Origin of the sequence: Streptomyces sp. NPDC060064, from assembly GCF_042736455.1 — a bacterium.
GTDB lineage: Bacteria > Actinomycetota > Actinomycetes > Streptomycetales > Streptomycetaceae > Streptomyces.
Genome location: NZ_JBHWWF010000007.1, coordinates 195,533 through 211,401, shown reverse-complemented (window position 1 = coordinate 211,401; position 15,869 = coordinate 195,533). Strand labels below are relative to the sequence as shown.

Here is a 15,869-nt window from a genome sequence, read left to right as displayed (position 1 = left end):
CGAACGGCCGGCCCACGAGGTCTTACGACCTTCGGCACGCCGGGATCTCCTTCTGGCTGCACTCTGACGTGGAGCCCCGGCCGAATGCGCACGCCGAGCCGGGCAGAGCATTGAAGTCCTCTTCCGGCACTACGCCAAGTTCCCCAGGGCTGAGTGCCGGATCTGGTCCGCGACTGGTCCGCAACTGCTGGTCAGGAGTGGGAGACCGGTGGGAGGAGTTGGGATAGTCGACGCAATCAGGGCTGCTCTGTAATCGGATGGCGCAGAGGGCGCCTGACGGGCAGCAGCCCAGTTCAGGCGCCCTCTGCTTGGCCCTAGAAGAAGCCGAGCTTCTTCGGCGAGTAGCTCACCAAAAGGTTCTTCGTCTGCTGGCGGTACAGGTCTTGCATGTCGCTGACCAGGGGAAACATTGGCATTTCGGGGAAGTGTTGGGGTCGTTGGTCCGGGAATGGTCCGGATCTTGATCCGTGAGCGGTCCGACGGTGTACGCCACCCACGGGATAGGTGTGGCGAGTGGTCGTGTAGCGCCCGTGTTGCGCTGTCCCGCACAGAGCAGACGCTTCCGGCGCCGACCCGGGCCGCGGGCACAGCCGGGGTTGCATCCCCCATACGACACCTGAGACCGAGCGTGCCCGTCTTGTCAACTGAAGCAGGAACACGAGGACAGAATCCGGCACGTGACGGGCCTGGGGCCAGAGCGTGCCACCACGGTGGTGCGGATGGTGGGGCGGGTCCACGGACAGAAGGTGGAACGGTCTCCCCAGACGGCCTCCGCCGCTGTGGTGGCTGCGCACCGGTTTCCGCTGTCCCTGGAGTCCTACGCACGGCATGGCATTGAGATCGATCTGAGGGGTGTGCCCGGGGAGTCGCCCCTCGTCCTTCAGGGGGCATCGGAGGCTGCGGTTTCAGGCCGTGCCTACTACCGTTCGGCGGCGGAGATCATTGACGAAGTTTCGCGCGTCTGCCGCTCCTAGTGCACCTGGAATCGGGACGACGGTCCGGCTGTTGACTTCACCGCTCGCGTTAAGCATGATGCGCCGGCCGGAAGCGAGGCGGTGTTGCTCATGAATATGTCCGGGGCCATCGGGTGGCAGGAGGTGCCAGCAGCTCTGGCGTCCCTGCGCCGCTACGAAATCCGGCCGGAGCAGGCGCCTACGTGTTCGGACATCACCGGCGTGTGTGGATGCCGTCGAAGGTGACGTCGAGGCCCTCTTCGAACGGTCTTCACCGCGAACCGATCGCTTCGTTACCGCGTGCAACGGGTCGTGACACTGGCCGGAAACGAACCCATCGAGCCGGACCAGCCGGAGGTTCGGGCACAACTTCTTCACAGGCGATTTCCGTGCGCCGCCTTCCGCGACCCGGCGGTAACCACCGCATCGCCGTACGCCGGCACGGCATGCGCAGGAGTTCCGTCCCAATCCGCACACATAGAAACACCTCCCCCGGAAGGCCTCTATGCCATCACCTCCGGAGTTGCAAGCGGACTTCACTCCCGGCAGCCATCGACGCCATGAATCCAGCCATCCAAATGCCTAGTGATCTGGACCACATCGCCTTGCTCAGGCCAACTCCGCTGGATAGCTTGACCACTACTCAGGGGGATGCACTTACGCCGAACTGCCGGGCGCGGGAAACCGTTTGAACCGGGGCAGTATCATTCGGCGTCCAGATTCGGGGGAATTCAAATAATGCTAGGCGATTCTGTCGTCGATCCTGCACGCAATACGCTTCTCGACGCCTTTGCGTCGTCCGTCGAGCGCTTTCCTCAACGCCTCGCCGTGAAATTCAGTAAGCAGGGCCTCACCTATGAGGATCTCGACCGCCGCTCCGACGAGTTGGCGGCGGCTATTCAGGCGCACACGTCTCTCCCCGACCGGCCGATCGCCATTCTCCTCCAGCGATCTCCGGAGATGGTGATCGCGGCACTCGCGGTTCTCAAAACGGGTTCCTGCTACGTCCCGCTGGACCCGGAGTCCCCGAGCGCGAGGCTCGAGGTGATCCTCGAGGATGCGGCGCCCGCACTCATCCTGACCTCGGACGCCCTGGTGAGCACGGTTCCGGGCGGACATGCGGTCCTGTCCGTGGACGACGAGCGGAGCCACGTTCTCAAGCCCTACCAGCCGCCCGTGGTCGCCCCGTCCACCCGCGCGTACATCATCTTCACCTCCGGAACGACCGGGCGCCCCAAAGGCGTTCAGGTCACGCACGACAACGTTGTGCGGCTGTTCACTACCACCGACCCGCTCTTCGGTTTCGGACCGGACGACGTCTGGTCCATGTTCCACTCCTTCGCGTTCGACTTCTCCGTGTGGGAAATATGGGGCGCTCTGCTCCACGGTGGAACTGTGGTGATCGTCCCGGGTGAAGTGGCGAAGGACCCGCAGAGATTCCGTGCGTTACTCCGTGACGAGCGGGTGACGATGCTGAGCCAGACACCCACGGCATTCGCCCAGTTGATCGCCGAGGAATCGCGGAGCGAGGACAGACTTCCCCTCCGATACGTGGTCTTCGGCGGAGAGGCCCTCAAATTCTCCGACCTGGCACCCTGGTTCGGGAAGTACGGAGATTCCGACCCCGAACTCGTCAACATGTACGGCATCACCGAAATCACAGTGCACGCCACTCACCGGCGGGTCACACAGGACGATCTCGGCCGGGAAGGCAGCCTCATCGGCGTTCCCCTTCCCGATCTCGACATCCTTCTCCTGAGCGAAGACCTCGGTCCCGTGCCCGACGGGGAGACCGGGGAGGTCGTGGTCACCGGCCCCGGCGTGGCCCTGGGATACCTCGCCCGGCCCGAGCTGACCGCGGAACGCTTCGTCGACGTCACCGGCCCGGCCGGCCGCACGGTGCGCGGCTACCGTTCGGGCGACTTGGCGCGGCGCCTGCCGGGCGGCGACCTGGAGTACCGCGGGCGGCGCGACGAGCAGGTCAAGATCCGGGGCTTCCGGATCGAACTCGGCGACGTCGAGACCGCGTTGACCTCACTTCCGGCTGTCGGACAGGCGACCGTCGCCGTCAGGGACGTGGACGGCGAACGGGAACTCGTCGGCTATGTGGTCCCTGCGCACGGACACGCACACGCAGACACCCACGGAGTCGCACCGGACGAGCCCCTGCTGCGCAGCCGGCTGTCCGAACTGCTGCCCGCCTACATGGTGCCCGTGGCGTTCGTGGCGATGGACGAACTGCCGATGACGGTCAACGGCAAGCTGGACCGGGCGGCGCTGCCGGACCCGGACCGGGCGCTGCCCGAGTCCAGGAACGTCCGCGGAAGCAGGCCGGCGGACGGAGCGGCCCCGCGGTCGCTGCGCGAAGAGCTGCTCTGCGAGCTGTTCGCACAGGTCCTCAACCGTCCCTCGGTGAACTCCGACGACGACTTCTTCGCCCTGGGCGGCCACTCCCTGATGGCGATCCGCCTGGTCAACCGCATCCGCGCATCGGTCGGCCTCGAGGTCGCGGTCAAGGATCTCTTCGAAGCCCGCACCCCCGCGGCGCTCGCGGCCGCAGGCGCGGCGGACTCCAGCCGCCCGGCGCTGCGACCGCTCCCGCGCCCGCGCGACGGCCGGAGCCCTCTGTCGTACGCCCAGCAGCGGCTGTGGTTCCTGCAGCAGGTCCACGCAGGCTCCCCCGCATACCACATTCCGCACGCCCTGCATCTGACGGGCCGTGTGGACGCGGACGCCCTCGGCGCGGCCCTGCGGGATGTCGTCCTGCGGCACGAAGTGCTGCGGACCGTCTACCCGGAACAGGACGGCACGCCGTACCAGCACATCCTTCCGCCCGACGCGCTCGGCACGCCGCTGTCCGTCTCGCACACCACCCCCGACCGCCTCGACGCCCAGGTGACGGGCGCGGCACGGGCGGCGTTCGACCTGGCCGCCGATCTTCCCCTGCGCGCGGAACTGTTCGTGCAGGACGAGGAGAAGAGCGTGCTTCTCCTCGTCCTGCACCACATCGCGGGCGACGGCTGGTCGCTCGAGCCTCTCGTACGTGACCTGGCGCGTGCCTACACGGCGCGGCTGAGCGGACGGGCGCCGGACTGGGAGCCGCTGCCCGTCCAGTACGCCGACTACGCGGGGTGGCAGCAGGAACTTCTGGGCGACGAGGACGCTCCGGACGCGCGCCTCTACCGGCAACTCGGCTTCTGGACCGAGGCGTTGCGGGACTCCCCGGAAGAGCTCGACCTGCCCTTCGACCGGCCCCGCCCCACTGCCGCGGACTTCTCGGGCGACCTGGTCGGCATCGACCTGGACGAGGATCTGCACCGCGCAATCTCGCAGCTGGCGCGGACGACGGGCACGACCGTCAACATGGTCCTCCAGGCCGCTGTGGCCGGGCTGCTCACCCGCCTGGGAGCCGGCACGGACCTACCGATCGGCACCGCTGTCGCCGGCCGGACCGACGACGCCCTGAGCAACCTGGTCGGCTTCTTCGTCAACAGCCTGGTGCTGCGCGCGGACACCTCCGGTGACCCGAGCTTCGTCGAGCTGCTGCAGCGCGTACGCGCCGTGAGTCTGGCCGCCTTCGACAACGAGGACCTGCCGTTCGAGCGGCTGGTGGAAGCCCTCAACCCGACGCGTTCCGCGGCGCGTCACCCGCTGTTCCAGGTCATGGTCGCCTCGCAGAACAGCATGCCCGACGACTTCGGTCTGCCCGGGCTCTCGGTGGACGCCTGTCCCGTGTCCGGTGGCACGGCCAAGTTCGATCTGTCGTTCAAGTTCAACGAGCGGCGCGACCTCGACGGGAACGTGCTCGGCATCGGTGGCGGCCTGGAGTTCAGCACCGCCCTCTTCGACCGCGCGACGGCCGAGGCGATGGTCGGCCGACTGGTCAGGCTGTTGCGGGCCGCATGCGCGGAGCCCGGCAGTCGGCTCAGCGAGGCCGACATCCTCTCCGGCGATGAGCGGCGGCTGCTCGCGGAGTGGAACGACACCGCACAAGCCCCGGCCGCATTGCCCGATACCGCGGCGATGGTCGAGCGGCAGGCCGGCCTGACCCCGGACGCCGTGGCCCTGATCCAGCGGAACACCCGCTGGACCTACCGTGAACTCGACGAGCGGGCCAACCAGTTCGCCCACCGGCTCAGCGAGCTCGGCGTCTCGGCCGAGAGCCGGGTCGCCCTCTGTCTCTCCCGCGGCCCGGAGGCCGTCGCGGCCATCCTCGGCATCTGGAAGGCGGGAGCCGCCTACGTGCCGTTGGACCCCGAACACCCCGCGGAACGCCGTTCCTTCATGTTCGCCGACAGCGGTGCCTCGGTCCTGCTGACGGAGACGGACCTGTCCGGCGGCTTCGACCTGCCGGCAAACGCGCGTGTGCTGCGCGTGGACAGCGACGAGCGGCTGCGTACGGCAGCGACGGCGCGGCCCGTGTCCGTGGCCTGTGCGTCCGGCCTCGCGTACATCATCTACACCTCCGGCTCCACCGGCACGCCCAAGAGCGTGATGATCGAGCACCGTGGTGTGGTGAGCAGGCTGCACGACGTCGTCGACCGCTTCCGGCTCACCCCCGGGGACATCAGCCTGCAGATCACGGCGCTGGGTTTTGACCCCTCGGTGCGTGAGCTCTTCGCCCCGCTGTCCGTCGGCGCCGCGGTCGCGCTGCTGCCGCCGGAAGGCGCGCGGGACCCGCGGACCGTCATCGGTGAAGTCCGTACCGTACGGCCCTCGGTCATCCTGTTCATCGTGCCGTCGCTCCTCGAGGCCGTACTCGCCGAGGGGGCGGATCCGGTCGTCTTCTCCTGCCTGCGGCTCGTCGCCACCGGCGGCGAGGCCCTGCGCGCCCCCGAGGCCGGAGCGCTGCTGGAGTCCTGGGGCTGCGAGGTCATGAACCAGTACGGCCCCACGGAGAACACGATGCTGTCGTGCGTCCACGCCGTACGCCCGGAGGACCTGCGGACCCGTATTCCCGTCGGGCGGCCCCTGTCGGGCACCCGGGTGTACGTGCTCGACGAGCATCTCAACCCGGTCCCGCCGGGGGTCACTGGCGAGGTCTACCTGGCGGGTGTCGGCGTCGGCCGCGGGTATCTGGGGCGCGCCGGGCTCACCTCGGCCCGCTTCGTGGCCGATCCCTTCGGCGCACCGGGTGAGCGCATGTACCGCAGCGGCGACCTGGCGCGCCGGCTCCGGGACGGTTCACTCGACTTCATCGGCCGTGCCGACGGTCAGGTCAAGCTCCGCGGCTTCAGAATCGAACTCGGCGAGATCGAGGAAGTCCTGGCGGAGCATCCGGCGGTGTCGCGCGCGGCCGTGATCGTGCGCGAGGACCATCCGGGCGACCCCCGTCTCGCGGCCTACGTCGTACCGGCCGGTGACGGACCCGTGCCCGGACCCGGCGAGCTCAGGGACCACCTGAGCGGCCGACTGCCGGACTACATGATTCCGGCCGCGTATGTGGAGATGGAGACGCTGCCGCTGCGCGGCAACGGAAAGCTGAATCGCGGTCTGCTGCCTGAGCCGTCCCTCGCCGGCACCGCCGGCTCCCGGGCCCCCCGGAATCCGCGCGAGGAAGTGATGTGCGGCCTGTTCGCCGAAGTGCTCGGCGTGCCGCATGTGGGCATCGACGACGACTTCTTCCAGCTCGGCGGTCACTCGCTGCTCGCCGCCCGGCTCATCTCCCGCGTGCGGACCATGCTGGGGCTCGAACTCTCCATGCGCAGCTTCTTCGAGGCCCCCACCGTGGCTGGTCTCGCCGAGCGTGCGGGCGTGGACAGCGGAGCGGGCGCGCTGGAGGTCGTCCTGCCGCTGCGCACCGGAGGGGACCTGCCGCCGCTGTTCTGCATCCACCCCGGAGGCGGCCTGGCCTGGAGCTACTCGAGCTTCATGAAGTACGTCCCGCCTGGCATGCCGTTCTACGGCATCCAGGCCCGGGGACTGCTGCACCCGGACGACATGCCGGCCACCGTCGAGGAGATGGCGACGGCCTATGTCGCCGAGATCCGCCGCATCCAGCCTGAGGGCCCGTACCACCTGCTGGGCTGGTCCTTCGGCGGCATCGTCGCCTTCGACATGGCCACCCAGCTCCAGGCGGACGGCGCGGAGATCGGCCTGCTGGCCATGCTGGACTGCTATCCGGGCGTGCCCGACCACTACCGCGTCGACGAACAGAACATGGTCGCCGCGCTGCTGGACCCCTCCCGGCCGGGGGTGGTGCCGCAGGCGGGATCCAAGGAGATCTCCGGCGTACTCGAGGTCCTGAAGCAGGACACCGGTGCCCTGGCGAGTCTCAACGAGTACCAGCTGGTGGCGCTGCTCACCGCCATGTCCCACAACCGGCACATCGTCAAGGACCATGTGCCCGGCCGGTTCGACGGCGATCTGCTGTTCTTCCTGGCCACCGAGGGCCGCAACGAGGGCGCGCCGATGCCCGACGTCTGGGAGCAGTACGTCAGCGGCGCCGTGCGCTGGCACGCCGTCGATTCCACTCACACCGCAATGAACCAGCCCGGGTCGCTGGCGCAGATGGGGCCGATCCTGGCCGCAGCACTGGCCGACATCCACGCTGCCGACCGCAGCCGTACGCAGGGGGACGCACGATGACCAATCCTTTCGACGACCCGGAGGGCCAGTTCCAGGTCCTGCTCAACGGTCAGGGCCAGCACTCGCTCTGGCCCGTGTTCGCCGAGGTGCCGGCCGGCTGGACCGTGGTGCACCCGGCCGGCTCCCGGGATGCCTGCCTGGCCTACGTCGAGACCCACTGGACCGACCTGCGGCCGGTGGCTACGGCCCTGGCCTCTTCCCCTGCCGGTGAAGGGAACCGCGGCGCATGATGGGCGATTTCGCAATCCTCAAGGATCGCTCGGTACTGGCACTCTTCAGCGCCCGGTCCGTCTCACTCCTCGGCAACGCCGTCGCGCCGATCGCCCTCGCTTTCACGGTGCTGCACCTGCCCGGCGGATCTCCGTCGATGCTGGGCGTGGTGCTGGCTGCGAGGCTGCTCAGCCAGGTGACGTTCGTCCTGCTGGGCGGCGCGTTCGCGGACCGGTGGCCAAAACTCCGCGTCATGATCTCCGCCGACGTGGGCGCGGGACTCACCCAGGGCGCCGCGGCCGCCCTCGTCATCACGGGGCATGCGACGCCGTGGATGCTCGCCGGGTTCGCCGCGCTCAGCGGTGCGGCAACGGCCATCTTCGAGCCGGCGTCACGTTCGGCCATGCCCCAGTTGGTGTCCGGCGACGCCCTTCAGTCCGCCAACGCCCTGCTGAAGCTGTCCATGCGCGGCGGAAGCATCCTCGGTGCCGCCCTGGGCGGTGTGCTGGTCTCCACCATGGGCGCGGACAACACCATGCTCGTGCCCGCCGGGACCTTCCTGCTGTCGGCGCTGCTGCTGCTCGCCGTAAGGATGACCAACGCGGTGGTGCCCGCCAAGGGCCCGTCGCTGATCCAGCAGATCCGTGACGGCTGGAAGGAGTTCACGGCGAATCAGTGGGTGTGGGTGATGGTCTCCCAGCTCGCCTTCGTGAACGTGCTGCTGGCCGGCAGCTTCTACGTCCTCGGTCCGGTGGTGGCCGACGAGTCCCTCGGCGGAGCCTCCGCGTGGAGCACGGTCCTGGTCGCGCAGGCGGCAGGGTTCGTCGTCGGCAGTGTGGTCGCCATGAAGGTCAGGCCGCGCCGCCCTGCGCAGGCAGCAGCCCTGCTGACCATGGGATTCCCCCTCTCGGTCCTGCTGATGGCGGCGGAGGCACCGCTCGCGGCCATCGCCGCGGCCACGTTCCTCGCCGGCGTGTGCATCGACGTCTACGAGGTGACCCTGGACACGGCGCTGCAGAAGCACGTGCCGCCGGAGGCTCTTTCGCGCGTCATGTCCTACGAGTCGCTCGGATCCTTCGCGCTGGTTCCCCTCGGCATGGCGGGCGCAGGCCCCGCGGCGGACATGGTGGGGGTCGACACGGCCCTCTTCGGCGCCGCTGCACTGATCATGCTGGCGGGACCGACCGTACTCCTGCTCCGTTCCGTACGCAGCGTGACCGAGAAGACGGAGCCCGACCGGACGGCCGGCACCGCGGCCTCGGAGGTGGCGGCATGACTGCTCCCGCCCCCGCCCCCGCCAAGTTCCCCCGGTCGCTGCTGCGACGCCCCTCGCAGGAGGCGGCGGCCCGTATCTTCTGCTTCCCGTACTCCGGCGTCGGCGCCTCGATGTTCAACCAGTGGCCCCGCATGATCGGCGACGTGGAGGTCTGCCCCGTTCAGCTGCCGTCGCGGGAGAACCGCATCCGCGACGACCACTTCGGGACGTACGAGGAGCTGGCCGAGGTTCTGGCCGAGGACCTGCTTCCCTACCTCGACCGGCCCTCGGTGTTCTTCGGGCACTGCGCCGGATCGCTGCCCGCGTTCGAGACGGCTCTGCGCCTGGCCCGCCAGGGTTTGCCCACACCGGTCGAGGTCGTCGTCTCGGCTCAGGTCGCGCCCCACGACTGCCCCAACGACCGGTTCCTCCATATGACGGACGCGGAACTGTCGGAGGAGCTGAGCCAACTCGTGGTCGCCCGGGGCGGTGCGCCGCACCCGATGCTGATCGAGCTGACCCTGAGCGTGCTGCACCGGGATCTCGACGCCAACCGCGCTTATCACCGGCCGCAGGCGGTAACCGTCCCGTCGGGCATCACCGTTCTGCACTGGAGCGAGGACCCGGAGATCGAGCCGTCCCAGATGCACGGCTGGAGCGCGTACTCCGAGCGCGTCACGTACACCGAACTACCCGGTGCCCACTACGCGTTCCTGTCCGGGCCTCCCGAACTGCTGCGGACGCTGCACTCGCTGGCGCTCCCCCAGGATCCGCCGCCCGCACTGACGGCCGCGGCCCACGAAGGAAATCTGTCATGACGGACACGATCGATGCCCTCTTCGCCCGCCGGGCAGCCGCATACCCCGACCGCATCGCCGTGCACGGTGACGACGGCCAGCTGACCTACTCCGAACTCGACGCGCAGGCCGACCGGTTGGCCCACCTGCTGGCCGAGTCCGGGGTGCTCCCCGGCGACGTCGTGGCGCTGTGCGCCGAGCGTTCCGCCCAGAGCATCGTCATGATGCTTGCCGTCCTCAAAGCGGGGGCCGCCTACCTCGGGCTGGACTCCAAGCAGCCCGAGGCGCGACGTGACCTCATCCTGCGGGACGCCTCCGTACGGGTGGTGCTCGCAGACAAGGGCTCCGCGACCGGCTTCGATGGCGACGGCTGCACGGTCATCGTGCCCGGTGAGGAACAGGGCGCGGCACGTGAACGGCCGCCCGCCCGGCCGACCCTGGACTCGGGTTCGGGCTCCGGCTCCGACCGCACCGCGTACGTCGCGTACACCTCGGGGTCGACCGGTACGCCCAAGGGTGTATGCGTGCCTCACCGCGCCGTGCTGCGGCTCGTCGTCGGCGCCGACTTCATCAGCATGGACAGCACCGACACGTTCCTGCACTTCGCGCCCGTCGCGTTCGACGCCTCAACGCTGGAGATCTGGGGCGCGCTGCTCAACGGCGCCACCCTGGCCGTCGCCCCGTCCGGCGACCTCTCCCTGGCCGAACTGCTGCGCTTCGTACGCGATGAGCGGATCAGCGTCATGTGGCTCACCGCCGGCCTGTTCCACCGGGCCGTGGACCAGGGCCTGACGGACCTGCCCCACCTGCGTCACCTGCTCGCGGGCGGTGACGCCCTGTCGGTCGCGCACGTCAACCGTGCCGTGGCCGCGATCCCCCACACTGCGGTGACCAACGGCTACGGCCCGACGGAGAACACCACCTTCACCACGACCCACACCGTGCGGGAGCCGGTGGACAGCGCGACCGTACCCATCGGCCGGCCCATCTCGGGCACGGGTGTGCTGGTACTCGACGACCGTCTCCGGCCCGTCCCGGACGGAGAGCCGGGCGAGCTCTACGCCACCGGAGAAGGTCTGGCCCACGGCTACCTCGACAGGCCCGGCATCACCGCGGAGCGCTTCGTCGCCAATCCCTACGCCGACGTCCCCGGCGAGCGCATGTACCGCACGGGCGACCTGGTGCGCCGGCAGGCCGACGGGAGCCTGGAGTTCATCGGCCGCGGCGACGGCCAGGTGAAGATCCGCGGCTTTCGCATCGAGGCCGGCGAGGTGGTTGCCGCGCTGACCGCCCTCCCCGGTGTGGGCCGGGCCGAGGTCGTCGCCCAGCGCCGGCAGTCGGGCGACCGGCGTCTGATCGCCTACGTCGTGGGCGGCGAGGGCGCCAAGCCCTCCGCTCTGGAAATGCGCAGGCGGCTCACCGATATCCTGCCCAGCTACGCCGTGCCCTCCCTGGTGCGTACGGTGGACGAACTGCCCCTCACCGCGAACGGCAAGGTGGACAGGGCGGCGCTCGAGCGCAGGGACACGGCTGAACGGCCGGAGGTCAACGCCGATCACCGGGCCCCCGAGGGACGCCTGGAGACCGCGGTTGCCGGCATGTGGTCGGACCATCTCGGGTTCGACGGGATCGGCGCCGACGACGACTTCTTCGAGCTGGGCGGTCACTCACTGATGGCCGTGGCCATCATCGCCGAACTGCACCGGGAGTTCGGGGTCGAGATCTCGCCGATCGACTTCTACCTCGACCCCTCTCCGGCGGGTCTGGCCCGGTCCGTCGAGAAGGCGGGGGTCACACCATGAGAATCCCGGAAGTCACCGCCGCCGGCATGGCGGCCGTCGACCTGTCCCAAGTCAACCTTTTCGACTCGGACTTCCACGCAGGTCACGATCCGCACACGGTCTGGGCGGTCATGCGCGAGCGCGCACCGCTCCACCGCCAGGAGCTGCCGGACGGTCGTTCCTTCTGGTCGGTGACCCGGTACCACGACGCGTGCCGCGTGCTGGGCAGCCACCGGGAGTTCACCTCCGAGCGCGGCAGTCTGCTGAACCAGCTCGGCCACGCCGAGGCGGCCTCCGGCAAGATGCTGGTCGCCACCGACCCTCCCCGCCACGGTGAACTCCGCCGGCCGCTGAACAAGCTGTTCACCGGCCGTGGACTGGCGAGGAGCGAGGACCGTATCCGGGAAGCCGTGCGTACCCTGCTCGCCCCGTCGCTCGACGGCGGTGAGTGGGATCTGGCGCAGCGAGCCACCATGCTGCCCATGGCCGTGTCCGGCACGTTGATGGACCTCCCGGAGCCGCACTGGGACGACCTTGTGCAGTGGACGGGCATGGCCGCCGCGCCGGACGACCCGTTCTTCGTGATCCGCAACGGGCACGCCACCCTCGCCATCGCCCACCACCAGCTCTTCAAGTACTTCTCCGAGCAGTACGAGGCCCGGAAGGGCGCCGAGGGCGACGACGCGATCGGTGTGCTGATGACGATGCGCGACGGCGAACTCACCCCTGAGGAAGTCGTCGTCAACTGCTATAGCCTGCTGCTCGGGGCGAACGCGACCACCCCGCACACAGTGGCCGGTACGGTGCTTGCCCTGCTGGAACGGCCCGATCAGTTCCGGGCCGTCCGCGAGAACCCCGCCCTCGTCCCGGCGCTCGTCGAGGAGGGCCTGCGCTGGACCTCCCCGGCGAGCAGCTTCCTGCGCTACGCGGTGGAGGACGTCGAACTCAGCGGCGGCGTCGTGCCCCGCGGCGACGCGGTGGCCGTCTGGGTCGGCTCCGCCAACCGCGACGCGGACGTCTTCGCGGACCCGTACCGCTTCGATGTGACGCGCCAGGAGAACCGGCACATCGCGTTCGGGTACGGGGCGCACTACTGCCTGGGCGCCACGGTGGCACGCATCACCCTGCGCATCTTCTTCGAGGAAGTTCTCCGCACCACCGAGGACATCACCCTGGCCGGCGAACCGCGCCACCTCGCGTCGAACTTCGTCGCCGGTCTCACCAGCCTTCCCGTACGCGCCACACCGCGCAGCCCGGAAGCGGCACTCGGCGGTCGAACGGAAACGGCACTGAGCGCATGAACGAGAGGACCAGCACCATGCAGCACACCGACGCCGACGTCCCGGCGGCAGCTGCGACGACCGACCTGCCCGCGACCCTGACGGCCATCCTCAGCGAGCACCTGTCCGGGCAGGACGTCGGACCCGACGACGATTTCTACGCGCTCGGCGGCGACTCGCTCATCGCCCTGCGGGTCGTGGCGTCCGCGCAACAGCAGGGCATCGCCATGACCCTGAAGGACCTGCTCTACTACCCCACGGTGCGCGAACTCGCCGAGCACCTGTCCTCGTCGGCGGTCCAGCCCCTGCCCGGCACTGCGCAGCCCGCTCCCGGCCCGGCGGGCGGCGAGAGTCTCCTCGCCGCGGGCGATCTGGCCCTGGTGCCGGCAGGTGTGGAGACGGCCCTGCCCGCCTCCGCCCTGCAGGTCGGCATCATCTACCTCTGTGAGACCAGCGGCGACCCCGAGCTCTACCACTCGGTGATCGGCTGGGAGACGGTCGCCGCGTTCGACGAGGCCGTCTTCCGCTCGGCCCTCGGCCGGCTGTGCGAGCGCCACGAGGCGTTGCGCACCTCCTTCGACCTGGGCACCTTCTCCGAGTCCGTTCAGCTGCAGTGGTCGGGCATCGAACTGCCCCTGACGATCGAGCAGTTGCCGGAGTCCGATCCGGCCAAGGCGCGGGAGCTGGTCGGCGCGTGGAACGAGCACGGCCTCCAGCTGCCCATGGACTGGAGCCGCGCCCCGCTGTTCCGCTGTCATGTGGTGGCCCAACCAGACTCCTTCCACGTCGCGGTGGCCACCCACCACGCCGTGATCGACGGCTGGAGCTACGGTCGGCTGATCGTGGACCTTCTGGAGCTGTACGCCGCCGGCCTCAAGGGCGAAGAGGCCCGGTTGCCCGAACTGCCGGCCGCGGGGGAACGCGACTTCATCGTCGCCGAGCGCGAGTTGCTCGCCTCGGCGGAGGCCGCTGACTTCTGGCACCAGCAGGCGGACACCCCTCCGTTGTTGTTCGAGCGGGGACAGTTCAGCGGTGCGGCCAACGCCGTGGCGAAGGCCGAGTTCCCGCTGAGCGACGAGGTTCTGCGCGGTCTGCGGGTTACGGCCCGTACGGCCCGTACCTCGCTGAAGTCGGTCGCTCTCGCGGCCCATGTCCGGGCGCTGTCGGAGTGGACCGGGCGCCAAGAGGACTTGGTGACCGGTGTCGTCGTCAACACCCGGCCGGAGCAGGCGGGGTCGGACCTGATGGTCGGGCTGTACCTCAACACCGTCCCGTTGCGTTTCGCGTCCCTGGACGAGTCCTGGGCGGAGATGGCACGACAGGCATTCGACCTGGAGCGCGAGGCGGGTCCCTACCGCGCCTTCCCGCTGGCCCAGATCGAGAGCCGGCTGGAGCGAGCTCCGTTCGACACCGTGTTCAACTTCATGGACTTCCACGTCTACCAGGACCTTCCGGCCGCGGTCGGTGTGGAGACCCGCTCCTGGTGGGTGCGGGGAAAGCCCAGCTTCCCCTTCCGCGTCGACTTCGAGGTCGACGGCACCGAGGCGGGCAGCCGCGTCGTCGTCGCCTACGACCCCGCGCTGCTGGAGGTACGAAGCGTCGGGCAGTACGCACGGCACTTCGAGTCCGCCCTGGCCAACGCCGCCTCGCAGGACGTGACATGAGCCCCGGCGAACAAACGCTGGCCGTCGTGTACGACGACGGCGCGGCATCGGCGGGAGAGATCGGTGTGGGACTTGGGGACCTCGGGCGTGTGGTGTTCCTCGTACCCGACACCGCCCACAACCGCCTGCTGCGCCCGGTCATGGAGAGCCTGGGCGATGTCGTCGCGCTGACGGGCTCGTCGCAGGAGGACATCGACCTCGTGCGGAAGGCGGCACCGGACGCGGTGCTCACCTACAGCGAGCGCATGATCCGCAAGACGGCTGAGCTTGCGGATGCACTGGGACTCCCCTCGCACTCCCCGGACGTGGCCCATGTCCTGACGGATAAGGTGCGCCAGCGCCGGATCCTGCGGACCCGGGGCGTCGACGAAGTCCGCTCCCATCCGCTGCGCTCGCCGGAGGAGTGGCCGGCCGCGCTGGCGATGGTCTCCCTGCCCGCTATCATCAAGCCCGTCCAGGGCGGGGGCAGCCGTGACACCTATGCGGTGACGACGGACGCCGAGGCGACGGAGGTGCTGGCCCTGCTCTTCTCGGGAGAGAACGAGACGGGCTCCACCGAGTTCACGGTCGAGGAGCTGCTGCGGGGCAGGCCGAGTCTGCCGTACGGCGACTACGTGTCGGTGGAGAGCGTGTGCACCGAGCAGGGCGTCGACCACCTGGCCGTCACGGGCAAGTTCCCGCTCATGGAGCCGTTCCGGGAGCCGGGCAGGTTCTGGCCTGCCCACGTGCCGGAGGACGAGGAGCGAGCGATCCTGGACCTCACCTCCCGTGCGCTCCAGGCGCTCGGCGTGACGTACGGCCTCACCCACACCGAGCTCAAGCTGACGGAGGCCGGCCCCCGCATCATCGAGATCAACGGCCGGCTGACCGGCCACATGAATCTCACGACGCGGAGCGCGTTCGGGGTCGACCTGGTACGCCTCGGCGGGCTGCTGGCGCTCGGCGAGCAGCCGGGCACGCGCCCGCTCGACTTCGGTGGGCAGGTGCACTTCCAGTTCAACACGATGGCTCCGACACAGGCGTGCCGGCTGGAGCGCATCCACGGGCCCACCGAGGTCCGCCGGATCCCCGGGGTCGTCGGGTACCGGAACTACGCCAAGCCGGGCACGGCCATTCCGGGCGGCGTCATGACGTATCCGCTCGATGTCATCTGGGGCACCTGCGACGATCACCAGTCCATGATCGAGGTGGTGCGGCAGGCGGTCCAGGCACTGTCGTACGACTTCGCCTTCCCCGGCGGACCGGTCCGCCGCATCACGGCCGAGGCGCTCACGAACGACACGAACGCCGCATGAGCCGGTGCCCGGGCCGGGCCTGAACCGGGCGTCCGGACCGGTCGCT

Annotated in this window: 8 protein-coding genes; all 8 read left to right on the top strand. The window is 69.4% G+C overall.

Features of this window, described 5'->3' with window-relative positions:
- The first annotated feature begins 1,604 nt into the window (after positions 1-1,604).
- The 8 genes from ACFWDI_RS11985 to ACFWDI_RS11950 are packed head-to-tail and all read left to right on the top strand — an operon-like array spanning position 1,605 to position 15,823.
- Positions 1,605-7,541 (top strand): amino acid adenylation domain-containing protein, encoded by a 5,937-nt coding sequence (locus tag ACFWDI_RS11985; RefSeq protein ID WP_385303204.1) that lies wholly within the window; start codon positions 1,605-1,607, stop codon positions 7,539-7,541.
- Positions 7,538-7,771: an MbtH family protein gene (locus ACFWDI_RS11980; RefSeq protein WP_385303202.1), complete on the top strand. Its 234-nt coding sequence runs from the start codon at positions 7,538-7,540 to the stop codon at positions 7,769-7,771. Before ACFWDI_RS11985 ends, ACFWDI_RS11980 begins: the two co-directional genes overlap by 4 nt.
- A complete protein-coding gene (locus tag ACFWDI_RS11975) occupies positions 7,771-9,027 on the top strand; it encodes an MFS transporter (RefSeq protein ID WP_385303201.1) in 1,257 nt (418 codons plus the stop codon). The genes ACFWDI_RS11980 and ACFWDI_RS11975 overlap by 1 nt, the downstream gene beginning before the upstream one ends.
- Entirely contained in the window at positions 9,024-9,824 is an 801-nt protein-coding gene (locus ACFWDI_RS11970; protein WP_385303199.1) for a thioesterase II family protein, read from the top strand. Before ACFWDI_RS11975 ends, ACFWDI_RS11970 begins: the two co-directional genes overlap by 4 nt.
- Positions 9,821-11,605 carry an amino acid adenylation domain-containing protein gene (locus ACFWDI_RS11965; protein WP_385303198.1) on the top strand — a complete coding sequence of 595 codons (1,785 nt, stop codon included), beginning with the start codon at positions 9,821-9,823 and terminating at the stop codon, positions 11,603-11,605. The genes ACFWDI_RS11970 and ACFWDI_RS11965 overlap by 4 nt, the downstream gene beginning before the upstream one ends.
- On the top strand, positions 11,602-12,885 hold the full coding sequence (locus tag ACFWDI_RS11960; RefSeq protein WP_385303197.1) for a cytochrome P450: 1,284 nt from the start codon (positions 11,602-11,604) through the stop codon (positions 12,883-12,885). Before ACFWDI_RS11965 ends, ACFWDI_RS11960 begins: the two co-directional genes overlap by 4 nt.
- Positions 12,882-14,528, top strand: coding sequence for a condensation domain-containing protein (locus ACFWDI_RS11955; RefSeq protein WP_385303196.1), 1,647 nt, complete (start codon positions 12,882-12,884; stop codon positions 14,526-14,528). The genes ACFWDI_RS11960 and ACFWDI_RS11955 overlap by 4 nt, the downstream gene beginning before the upstream one ends.
- Positions 14,525-15,823, top strand: a complete 1,299-nt coding sequence (locus tag ACFWDI_RS11950) for an acetyl-CoA carboxylase biotin carboxylase subunit family protein (RefSeq protein WP_385303195.1) — start codon at positions 14,525-14,527, stop codon at positions 15,821-15,823. Before ACFWDI_RS11955 ends, ACFWDI_RS11950 begins: the two co-directional genes overlap by 4 nt.
- Positions 15,824-15,869 lie beyond the last annotated feature (46 nt).

Excerpts from the sequence above, each read along its gene's own strand:
- ACFWDI_RS11970 (WP_385303199.1), top strand. The coding sequence starts at position 9,024 with ATGACTGCTCCCGCCCCCGCCCCCGCCAAGTTCCCCCGGTCGCTGCTG.
- ACFWDI_RS11985 (WP_385303204.1), top strand. The coding sequence starts at position 1,605 with ATGCACTTACGCCGAACTGCCGGGCGCGGGAAACCGTTTGAACCGGGG.
- ACFWDI_RS11955 (WP_385303196.1), top strand. The coding sequence starts at position 12,882 with ATGAACGAGAGGACCAGCACCATGCAGCACACCGACGCCGACGTCCCG.
- ACFWDI_RS11950 (WP_385303195.1), top strand. The coding sequence starts at position 14,525 with ATGAGCCCCGGCGAACAAACGCTGGCCGTCGTGTACGACGACGGCGCG.
- ACFWDI_RS11960 (WP_385303197.1), top strand. The coding sequence starts at position 11,602 with ATGAGAATCCCGGAAGTCACCGCCGCCGGCATGGCGGCCGTCGACCTG.
- ACFWDI_RS11980 (WP_385303202.1), top strand. The coding sequence starts at position 7,538 with ATGACCAATCCTTTCGACGACCCGGAGGGCCAGTTCCAGGTCCTGCTC.
- ACFWDI_RS11975 (WP_385303201.1), top strand. The coding sequence starts at position 7,771 with ATGGGCGATTTCGCAATCCTCAAGGATCGCTCGGTACTGGCACTCTTC.
- ACFWDI_RS11965 (WP_385303198.1), top strand. The coding sequence starts at position 9,821 with ATGACGGACACGATCGATGCCCTCTTCGCCCGCCGGGCAGCCGCATAC.